This is a genomic window from Piscinibacter sp., from assembly GCF_050175855.1.
GTDB lineage: Bacteria > Pseudomonadota > Gammaproteobacteria > Burkholderiales > Burkholderiaceae_C > Piscinibacter.
Window position 1 is genome coordinate 1 of record NZ_JBFXIO010000177.1, and the last position, 10,076, is coordinate 10,076.

Genomic DNA, 10,076 nt, shown 5'->3' on the forward strand with positions numbered 1-10,076 from the left:
GCCCGCGCGTGAGCGCCTGCACGATCGACAAGGCACCGCGCAAGAACGAGCGGCCGAGCGACCACGCGCCGGTGGTCGTCGAACTCGCCGGCTGAGCCGACGCCGGCTCAATCGTCCAGGCCGAGTTCCTGGATCTTGCGCGTGATGGTGTTGCGGCCGATGCCGAGCTTGTGCGCCGCCTCGATGCGGCGGCCGCGGGTGATGTCGAGCGCGGTGTGGATCATGCGCGCCTCGAACTTGCGCGTGAGCGCGTCCCAGACCTCGGGCGCGCCGGCCTGAAGCATCTGCCGGGCCTCCAGTTCGAGGCCCGACAGCCAGTCGGCTTCGGCAACCGGCGACATCGTTGGCGCCCCACCACCGTTGGTGGCCGCCGCCACCGGCGGCACCGCAGCCACGGCCGTCGCGGGCGCCGACAGCTGTCCCTCGACGAGCGCGGCGGGGACGCTGGCCGAGGGCGTCTCGCCGCCCATCAGTTCCGGCGGCAGGTCCTTCGCCTCGATCACCTGCGCCGGCGCCATCACCGTCAGCCAGTGGCAGACGTTCTCGAGCTGGCGCACGTTACCGGGAAAATCGAACTTCATCAGCCGTGCCAGCGCCGCATCGGTGATGCGCTTGGCCTCGACACCGAGTTCCTTCGCGCTCTTCTGCAGGAAGAACTTCGCCAGCGCCGGGATGTCTTCGCGCCGCTCGCGCAGCGCGGGCAGGCGCAGCCGGATGACGTTGAGGCGGTGGAACAGGTCTTCGCGAAACACCCCCTGTCGGACGCGGTCCTCGAGGTTCTGGTGGGTGGCGGCGATCACGCGCACGTTGGCGCGCATCGGGCTGTGGCCGCCGACGCGGTAGAACTGGCCGTCCGACAGCACGCGCAGCAGCCGCGTCTGCAGATCGAAGGGCATGTCGCCGATCTCGTCGAGGAACAGCGTGCCGCCGTCGGCCTGCTCGAAGCGGCCGCGCCGCGTGGTCTGCGCACCGGTGAAGGCGCCGCGCTCATGGCCGAACAGCTCGCTCTCGAGCAGGTCCTTCGGGATCGCCGCGGTGTTGATGGCGACGAACGGGCCGCTGGCACGCGGGCTGTGCTTGTGCAGCGCATGCGCGACCAGCTCCTTGCCCGTGCCCGATTCGCCGGTGATCAACACCGTCACGTGACTCTGGCTGAGTCGGCCGATGGCGCGGAAGACGTCCTGCATCGCCGGCGCCTGGCCGAGCATCTCGGGCATCTGCGCCTGCGCGGCATCGCGCACTTCCTCGCGCAGGCTCTCGTCGACGGCGCGGCGGATCAGCTCCACCGCCTTGGGCACGTCAAAGGGCTTGGGCAGGTACTCGAAGGCGCCGCCCTGGAAGGCGCTGACCGCGCTGTCGAGGTCGGAGTAAGCCGTCATGATGATGACCGGCAGGCCCGGATGGCGCTCCTTGACCTTGGTCAGCAGCTCGATGCCCGAGCCGCCGGGCATGCGGATGTCGGAGACGAGCACCTGCGGCTCGTCGTCCTCCATCGCGGCGAGCACGTCGCGCGGGTTGGTGAAGCTGCGCACGGCCAGTTCCTCCCGCGCCAGCGCCTTCTCGAGCACGAAGCGGATGGATTGGTCGTCGTCAACGATCCAGATGGGTTTCATGCCCTGCCTGTGGTGGCCACCCTCCCCGCTTCGACGCGGCGGCTCAGGGCAGCGGAATCAAGATCTTGAACAGCGTCCTGCCCGGTTCGCTCTCGCACTCGATCGTGCCCTGGTGTTGCTGCACGAAGGTCTGCGCCAGCGTGAGCCCCAGTCCCGAACCCCCTTCGCGCCCCGACACCAGCGGATAGAAGATGTGCTCGCGGATGGACTCGGGCACGCCCGGGCCGTTGTCCTGGATATGCAATTCCAGTGCCAGACGATAGCGCTGCTTGCCCAGCGTCACCTGCCGCGCGATGCGCGTGCGCAGCGTGATCACCGCATCGCCGGCGGCGATGCGCTCGGCCAGCGCCTGCGCGGCGTTGTGGGCGATGTTGAGCACCGCCTGGATCAGCTGCTCGCGATCGCCCCGGAAGTCGGGAATGGAGACGTCGTAGTCGCGCTCGACCACCAGCCCGCGCGGGAACTCGGCCATGATCAGCGAGCGCACCCGCTCGCAGACCTCGTGGATGTTGACGTCGCTGACCACGTGCGGCTTGCGGTGCGGCGCGAGCAGGCGGTCGACCAGTGCCTGCAGTCGGTCGGCCTCGTTGATGATGACCTGCGTGTACTCGGTCAGCGCGCGGCTCTCGACCTCCATCTCGAGCAGCTGCGCCGCACCGCGGATGCCGCCCAGCGGGTTCTTGATCTCGTGGGCCAGGTTGCGGATCAGCTCCTTGTTGGCCTTGGCCTGGTCGAGCGCGCGTTCCTCGCGGTCCTGCCGGGTCTGCTGCTCGATCTCCACCAGCTCCAGAAGCACGTGCGGCGTGCCGTCCATCTGCGTGACGATGGCGTGCACCGGCAGCGCGTCGCCGCCGGTCGGGCCGGGGCGGCGCAGCAGCGTCTCCATGCGGCTGGTGGAGAACTCGTTGCGCGCCACCGCCGCCACCGTCTCGCGCAGGGTGCCGGCGTCGACGAACCAGTCGAACAGCGAGCCGCGCTGCACGCTGCGCCGCGACAGGCCGAGCACGTTCTCGAACGAGGCGTTGGCAAAGACGCAGCGCCCTTCCGGCGAGACCACCGCCACCATGGTGGCGAGGTGGTCGAAAGCGGCATAGGCCGCGGCGTCTGCCGCTGCGGCGTCGGGCGCAGGCGGCGACGCGGTCTTCTTCACGAGGGCGGCAGCTTGGACAGCTCGCGCTTGATGGCGGCGATGTCGCTTTCCTTGCGCGAGATGGCGGCCTTCATCTCGGCCACGCGGTCGAGGTACTTCTGGTAGTTGCGCTCGTCGCCGCGGCGCTCCGGCTCGCCGTTGTTGTAGTCCTTCTGCAGCTGCGCGAGCTTCTCCTCTTCCTTCTTCAGCTCGGTCTCGAGGATGCGGCGGGCGTCGCCGTCGCGGGCGCGCTGCTGGGCCGGGTCGACCTTGGCGTCGGCCGGGCGCGGGCCACTGGCCGCCGGCACCGGCGTACCCGTGCGCGGCCGCGGCCCCTGGATCACGGTGATCGGCGCGCCGTCCAGCGGCTTGCATCCCTTGGCCTCGGCCTCCTTGGCGCTGATGTCGGCGCTGCTCGTGTACACGTTGCCCGGGCAGCGGTAGACGGTGGCGCCTTGCGCCGAGGCCGACACCGGCCAGAGCGCGAGGGCGGCCAGCAGGGCCAGGAGGCTGGACAGGAAACGGTGCATGCGTGGAACTCCTTGCCTGCCCAACGCGGCACCGGACGGCGCCGCCGACAGGCGATGGACGATTGTCGCCCAGGGTCGGTGCACCGAAGCGCCCGGGAAGTTCCAAGAAAAAGGGACGGCCGCGGCCGTCCCTTCATCCCTGCGGGAAAAGCTCACAGGGCGTAGTACATGTCGAACTCGACCGGGTGCGTGGTCATGCGGAAGCGCGTCACTTCCTGCATCTTCAGCTCGATGTAGGCGTCGAGGTAGGCGTCGGTGAACACGCCGCCCTTGGTCAGGAAGGCGCGGTCCTTGTCGAGGTAGTCGAGGGCCTGGTCCAGGCTGTGGCAGACGGTCGGGATCTTCGCATCCTCCTCCGGCGGCAGGTGGTACAGGTCCTTCGTGGCGGCCTCGCCCGGGTGGATCTTGTTCTCCACGCCGTCCAGGCCGGCCATCAGCAGCGCGCTGAAGGCCAGGTACGGGTTGGCGGTGGGATCCGGGAAGCGCGCCTCGATGCGGCGGCCCTTCGGGTTGGCCACGTAAGGGATGCGGATCGAGGCCGAGCGGTTCTTCGCCGAATAGGCCAGCTTCACCGGGGCCTCGAAGCCGGGCACCAGACGCTTGTAGCTGTTGGTGCCGGGGTTGGTGATGGCGTTCAGCGCACGGGCGTGCTTGATGATGCCGCCGATGTAGTACAGCGCGAACTCCGACAGGCCGGCGTAGCCGTCACCTGCGAACAGGTTCTTGCCGTCCTTCCAGACGGACTGGTGCACGTGCATGCCGCTGCCGTTGTCGCCGACGATCGGCTTGGGCATGAAGGTGGCCGTCTTGCCGTAGGCGGCCGCGACGTTCTGGATGATGTATTTCTGCAGTTGCAGCCAGTCGGCGCGCTGCACCAGCGTGCTGAACTTGGTGCCGATCTCCATCTGGCCGGCGTTGGCCACCTCGTGGTGGTGCACCTCGACCGGGATGCCCATCGATTCGAGGATCAGGCACATTTCCGAGCGCAGATCCTGGCCGCTGTCGACCGGGGGCACCGGGAAGTAGCCGCCCTTGACGGTCGGGCGGTAGCCGCTGTTGCCGTGCTCGTAGTCCTTGCCGGTGTTCCAGGCACCTTCCTCGGACTCGATCTTCACGAAGCAGCCGGACATGTCGACGTTCCAGCGCACGCTGTCGAACACGAAGAACTCGGGCTCGGGGCCGAAGTAGGCGGCGTCGCCCAGGCCGGAAGACTTCATGTAGGCCTCGGCGCGCTTGGCCAGCGAGCGCGGGTCGCGCTCGTAGGGCTTGCCGTCGCTGGGCTCGAGCACGTCGCAGGTGAGGATCAGCGTCGGCTCTTCGAAGAACGGGTCGATGTTGGCGGTGTTCGGGTCCGGCATCAGCAGCATGTCGGAGGCCTCGATGCCCTTCCAGCCGGCGATCGAGGAACCGTCGAAGGCGTGACCCGAGCTGAACTTGTCTTCATCGAAAGCGGAGACAGGCACGGACACGTGCTGCTCCTTGCCGCGGGTGTCGGTGAAGCGGAAGTCGACGAACTTGACTTCGTTTTCCTTCACCATCTTCATCACGTCGGCGACGGTCTTGGCCATCAAAGATCTCCTGGCAGGCTGCTGGTGGGTGGGTTGAATGGTTTTCGTCGGTGCCCCGCGGCCATGGCCGGGTGCCGAAAAGCGCACAGGAATGTAGCAGAAGGCATGCCAGCGACCTGGCCCGAGGCGCCCGGTCCGGATTCAGCCGGAACGAGCGCGAGTCGCACCAGATCGAGGCGTCACTACGCACATGACTGGTGCATCACTTCGCGTCATCAACGCACCAGTTCGGGGCCAAGGTCGGCGCCGTGCTGGCGAAGGCCGGCGAGCAGCGCGCCGTAGGCCTCGTCCAGGCGCGCGGTGTCGCCCTTCACGCCCAGTTCGATATGCCGGCCCCATTGCGGGTGGTCGACACTGGGCAGGCTGAACACCTTGATGCCTGCAAAGCGCGCCTCGATGTCCTCCATCAGCGGCGTGAGCGTGGCCTCCATCGCACCGAAGACGATCACCGATTTCTCGCGCAACGCCACCTGCCGGTGAGCGCCGGCGCAATACCGGTCGAGCACCCACTCGATCATCGGCCAGGCCATCACCGGAAAGCCCGGCACGAAGAACACCCCGCCCTCTCCCTCGCCGGGGTGCAGGCTGAAGCCGGCGATCTTGTTGTAGGGGTTGGGGATGATGCCCGCGCCTTCGGGGAACACGCCCATGTTGAGCCGGTGCACGCTGTCGGGCCGGTCGGGCTCGTAGGGCACGCCTTGCTCGCGCGCGACGTCCTGCATGCGTTCGCGGATCAGCTCGGCGGCCTGCGGGTGCAACTGCAACGGCACGTCCAGCGCGCGGGCCGCGCACTGCCGCGTGTGGTCGTCGGGCGTGGCGCCGATGCCGCCGCAGGAGAACACCACGTCGCCTTGGCGCGCGGCAGCCAGCGCTTCGCGCAGGTCGGCGGTGATGCGCTCGGGGTCGTCGCCCACGTAGCGAGCCCAGGCCAGCGACAGGCCGCGCGCAGCCAGCAGGTCGATGACCTTGGACAGGTGCTTGTCGGCACGCTTTCCGGACAGGATCTCGTCGCCGATGATGATCAGGCCGAAGTTCATGGCGGGGGCAGCATCTCGAGGGTGGGAAACGGCGGTGGCGCGGGCGCCGGTGGCGGAGGCGGTTCTCGCTCGAGGCGCAGCGCCTCCAGCGCCGCCAGCGCGAAGTGCGCGAACCATAGCGCGGCGAAGGCGAACACCAGCGTGTAGATCCAGATCGCCGCCGGCACCAGCACCGGCGCGAGGGCAACGAACATCACCCCCGAGGCCCAGACGATGCCCGGCGCAGCGCCGAGCAGGCCGGCGAGCACGCCCATCGCCAGCAGCGCCGGGCGGTGGCGGCGGATCAGCTCGTGGCGCTCTTCGCGGCTGGCGTGCTCGGCCAGCACGTCGTAGCTGAGCACGCGGTAGGTCAGCCAGCCCCAGATCAGCGGCGGGATCACCAGCACCAGCGGCGGCACCAGCCACAGCGGCACCGAGAGCACCAACAGCAGCAGCGCGAGCAACGTGGCCAGCAGCGAACCCAGCGCGCCGCGCCAGAGTGAGCCGCCGTGGCGCCGTTCCAGCGTCGGGAAGCGCCGCTCCGCCACCAGCTGCAGCATCGACGGCGTCATCATGATGGCAACCGCCAGCAGCGCCACGATCACGATCACCGGCGTGGCCAAGAAGACGATGATCAGCGGCGCCAGGGCCGACTTCAGGCCGGCCAGGTCGAAGCGCTCCAGCCACGTGAAGAAGGTGGTCACCAGCGACCAGCCTTCCAGCGTGGCGTTGACTGCATCGATGGCGCGGTCCCAGAACAGGTAGCCCAGGCCGAGTGCGGCCACCACCATCAACACCAGCGGCAGCACCGACAGCGCGATCACCCGCGGGTGCAGGCAGTAGGCGGCGGCGCGCCAGAAGGCATCGAGCATCTGCCGCATCAGCGCCCCACGAGACGACGCAGACCGAGCCACTGCTGGCGCCAGAAGCCGTGGCCGTAGTCGCGCCCGAGCTCCACCTGGTCGCGGATGCCGGTGGGCTCGTAGCGGTCGTCGAAGCGGGCAGTGCGGAAGATCATGTCCCACAGCGGGAAGAGCACCGCGTAATTGTGACCGCCCAGGGAACCCGGGCCGCGCGACTCGTGGCCGCGCCCCACGGCGTGGTGCAGGCGATGGAAGCGCGGCGACACCAGCAGGCGTCCGAGCACCGGGCCGAAATCCATTCGCACGTTGGCGTGCGCCAGGCTCTCGAGCAGCTGTGTGCAGGCCACCACCACCACGAACTGCCCCGGCGCGATGCCGATGCCTCGGGCCACCAGCACGATGATCGCGTCGCGCATCAGGTCGTCGAGCAGATGGTTGCGGTTGTCGCTCCAGCGGGTCATCTGGCGCTGGCTGTGGTGCAGTGCGTGCAGCGCCCACCACCAGCGCACGCCGTGCTGGCTGCGGTGGATGGCGTAGTCGACGAGGTCGAACGCCAGCAGGTAGGCCAGCAGCGCGAACCAGGCGGTGTCGCTCACGCCGGGCCACCACGGGGCGAGGGCCTGGTCGAGCTGCCAGGCCGGCACGCCGGCCAGCCGCAGCTGGGTGAACAGCGCGTTCCACACCGGCTCGACGGCGAAGAAGAGCACGAGGCGGAACAGGCCGAGCCGGTGGATCAGCGTGTAGGCGATGTCCAGTCGGACGGCAGCGCGGTCGGTCACGGCCTCCACCGGACGCCAGCGCTCCAGCGCGCCGAAGACCAGCGCGATCAGCGCAATCTGCAACACGCCCACCAGCACCCAGCCGGTTCCGGCATAGGCGTCCTCGAGAAGATTGCCGATACCCAACGCAAAAGCCAGCGGCTGCACGGCGCCTTCGAACACCGCCTGCTGCAGCTGGCCGAAGGCCTCGCCGATCTGCTGGAACAGGGCGTCGATCATCGCGGCGCCGGCCTCGCCATGGCGGCGCGGTATGACGGGTGGTCGCGCAGTGTCACGAAACAGAAGCCGCGTGCCTTCAGGCCTTCGATCAGCGGCTCCAGCACGGCCGGCGCCCAGGGATCCTGGCGCGACCAGATGCCCAGGTGGGCGAGCAGGATGTCACCACGGCGGATGTCGCGCAGGGCGCGCTCGAGCAGCTTCGCGTTGGAAAACCTCTCGCTCGGAAGCTCGTCGCCAAGGAAGCCAGCCGGGCTCCAGGGCACGTGCTGCCAGCCGCATTGCGCGGCGGCATCGAGCAGCGCCTGCGAGGTCTTGCCGCCGGGGGCGCGGAACACCGCGCCCATCTCCGCGCCGGTCATGTCATGGAAGCGCGCGGCGCTGCGCTGGATTTCCTCGCAGTACTGCGCGGTGCCCCAGTCGGCCGCGCGGCCGGCGTGCGGGCCGGCGCTGGGCCGCATGCGAAAGCCGCCGGCACGGTCGGCGAGCCAGTAGACATGGTCGTAGGTGTGCGAGCCGAAGGCGTGCCCCTCGGCAGCGCGCGCCTTCCACCACGGCGCCCAGCGGTTGTCGAGGCTGCCGCCGCCGTCGAGCGTCTTCTCGTGAGCGAGGAAGAAGGTGGCCTTCACGCCCTGGCGCTGCAGGACCTCGGCCACCAGCGGCGCCACGCCCATGTGGCCGGTGTCGAAGGTCAGGTACAGCGGCTTGTCGCAGGCCTGCGTGTCGCCCGCCCGCACCGCGCCGGCAAGCATCGCACCGGCCAGGAGCAGGCTAGCGGCGCGGAACATGGTCGAGCGTCCACACCCCGTGCGGCGAGCGGCCGACCGGCACCTGCCGCACCACCTGTTTCTTCTCGGTGTCGATCACGCTGAGCTTGCGCGCCCAGCGCGAGCTGACCAGGATGGTCTTGCCGTCGGAGAGCATGTCCATGCAATCGGGCCCACCCGGGGCGGGGTAGCTTTCGACGACCGACAGCGTCTGCGTGTCGATCTTGCTGATCGTGTTGGCCACGCGGTTGCTCACGAACAGGTGCCGGCCGTCGCCGCGCGAGCGGAAGGCATGGGCGCCCTCGCCCGTTTCGATGCGGCGCGCCAGCTTCGGCGCCGCGCCGGTCACGTCGTAGACCTCGACGAAGCGGTCGCCCGTCAGCCCCACGAAGAGCAGGCGGTCGTCGGGCGTCAGGTACACATCGGCGGGCATCTTGCCCACTGCAACGCGCCAGCGCGGCTTCTGGTTGGCCAGGTCGACCGCCAGCAGTTCGTCGCTGTCCTGCAGCGAAGCGAAGACCGTGCTGCTGCGCGAGTCGATCGCCAGGTGGCTGGGCGTGCGTGCGGCCGGCACGCGGCCGGCGAGCTTCAGCGGCTCGGCCGCCTTCAGGCCCTCCCAGCGGTAGATGTCGATGTGGTTGAGGCGGTTCGCCGCGGTGACGAGCCACTTCATGTCGGGCGAGAAGCGCAGGTGGTACGGGTCGGAGATGCCGGTGATGGTGCGCTGCACCTGCGCGGTGGCGGGGTCGACCAGGGTCAGCGAATCGCTCAGCGCATTGGCCACCAGCAGCGAGCGCTCGTCCGGGCTCAGGTAGAGGTGGTGCGGCTCCTTGCCGGTGGGAATGCGCCGCGTCTCGGTCCAGCTGCGCGGGTCGATCACGCTGATCGTCGCATCCAGCGAATTGAGCACGAACACCGGCCGGGCCGGCACATCCGCGGCCCGCACCACCTGCGCGAACGCCGCCGCGGCCAGCGCGGCCGCGGCGATCAGCCAGCGATGCTTCACTCGTCGTCGCCGCCGAGCACGCCACCGAGGATGCCGCCGGCGCCGAAGCCGCCGAGCACCGAGCCCTCGCCGCGGCCGCCACCACCGGTCTGCGGCGCCGCCGCGAAGACGCGCGAGGCCAGGCGCGAGAACGGCAGGCTCTGCAGCCACACCGTGCCCGGGCCGGTGACCTTGGCGAAGAACAGGCCCTCGCCGCCGAACAGCGCGGTCTTGATCTTGCCGACGTACTGGATCTCGAAGTTCACGTTCGGCGTCATCGCCACCACGCAGCCGGTGTCGATCAGCAGCGTCTGGCCGGCCTGCAGCTCGCGCTTGACCACCGTGCCGCCGGCGTGCACGAAGGCCAGTCCGTCGCCCTCGAGCTTCTGCATGATGAAGCCCTCACCACCGAAGAAGCCCACCGAGAGCTTCTGCTGGAAGTAGATCCCCAGCGAGACGCCACGCGCCGCGCAGAGGAACGAGTCCTTCTGGCAGATCAGCGTGCCGCCCATCTGGCGCAGGTCCATCGGCAGGATCTTGCCGGGGTACGGGGCGGCGAAGGCCACGCGCTGCTTGGCCCGCGCCTGGTTGGTGTAGACCGTGGTGAACA

General features: G+C 69.3%; 10 protein-coding genes and 1 pseudogene. 1 reads left to right on the forward strand and 10 read right to left on the reverse strand.

Going from position 1 to position 10,076, the window contains the following annotated elements; all coding sequences use genetic code 11:
- Positions 1-95: pseudogene (locus AB7U92_RS14305) on the forward strand (exodeoxyribonuclease III); the annotation flags it as partial.
- A 12-nt stretch (positions 96-107) separates the two neighbouring features.
- On the opposite strand, the gene ntrC reads toward AB7U92_RS14305, so the two are convergent.
- The 10 genes from ntrC to AB7U92_RS14355 all read right to left on the reverse strand — a co-directional run.
- The gene (gene ntrC / locus AB7U92_RS14310; protein WP_428577952.1) at positions 108-1,613 is read right to left on the reverse strand and encodes a nitrogen regulation protein NR(I); all 1,506 of its coding nucleotides are present in this window, start codon (positions 1,611-1,613) and stop codon (positions 108-110) included.
- A gap of 43 nt (positions 1,614-1,656) precedes the next feature.
- Complete coding sequence (gene glnL / locus AB7U92_RS14315; RefSeq protein ID WP_428577955.1) at positions 1,657-2,763, reverse strand: nitrogen regulation protein NR(II); 1,107 nt, start codon at positions 2,761-2,763, stop codon at positions 1,657-1,659.
- Positions 2,760-3,272, reverse strand: coding sequence for a hypothetical protein (locus AB7U92_RS14320; protein ID WP_428577958.1), 513 nt, complete (start codon positions 3,270-3,272; stop codon positions 2,760-2,762). The genes glnL and AB7U92_RS14320 overlap by 4 nt, the downstream gene beginning before the upstream one ends.
- A gap of 152 nt (positions 3,273-3,424) precedes the next feature.
- Complete coding sequence (gene glnA, locus AB7U92_RS14325; RefSeq protein WP_428577961.1) at positions 3,425-4,840, reverse strand: type I glutamate--ammonia ligase; 1,416 nt, start codon at positions 4,838-4,840, stop codon at positions 3,425-3,427.
- 215 nt (positions 4,841-5,055) lie between these two features.
- Positions 5,056-5,877 (reverse strand): competence/damage-inducible protein A, encoded by an 822-nt coding sequence (locus AB7U92_RS14330; RefSeq protein ID WP_428577964.1) that lies wholly within the window; start codon positions 5,875-5,877, stop codon positions 5,056-5,058.
- On the reverse strand, positions 5,874-6,728 hold the full coding sequence (locus AB7U92_RS14335) for an EI24 domain-containing protein (RefSeq protein ID WP_428577967.1): 855 nt from the start codon (positions 6,726-6,728) through the stop codon (positions 5,874-5,876). Before AB7U92_RS14335 ends, AB7U92_RS14330 begins: the two co-directional genes overlap by 4 nt.
- Before the next feature lie 8 nt (positions 6,729-6,736).
- Positions 6,737-7,717 (reverse strand): sterol desaturase family protein, encoded by a 981-nt coding sequence (locus AB7U92_RS14340; protein WP_428577970.1) that lies wholly within the window; start codon positions 7,715-7,717, stop codon positions 6,737-6,739.
- Positions 7,714-8,502, reverse strand: coding sequence for a polysaccharide deacetylase family protein (locus AB7U92_RS14345; RefSeq protein ID WP_428577973.1), 789 nt, complete (start codon positions 8,500-8,502; stop codon positions 7,714-7,716). The genes AB7U92_RS14340 and AB7U92_RS14345 overlap by 4 nt, the downstream gene beginning before the upstream one ends.
- Complete coding sequence (locus AB7U92_RS14350; RefSeq protein ID WP_428577976.1) at positions 8,486-9,487, reverse strand: YncE family protein; 1,002 nt, start codon at positions 9,485-9,487, stop codon at positions 8,486-8,488. The genes AB7U92_RS14345 and AB7U92_RS14350 overlap by 17 nt, the downstream gene beginning before the upstream one ends.
- On the reverse strand, positions 9,484-10,076 hold a 593-nt coding region (locus tag AB7U92_RS14355), incomplete at its 5' end, for an AIM24 family protein (RefSeq protein ID WP_428577978.1). The genes AB7U92_RS14355 and AB7U92_RS14350, both read right to left, overlap by 4 nt.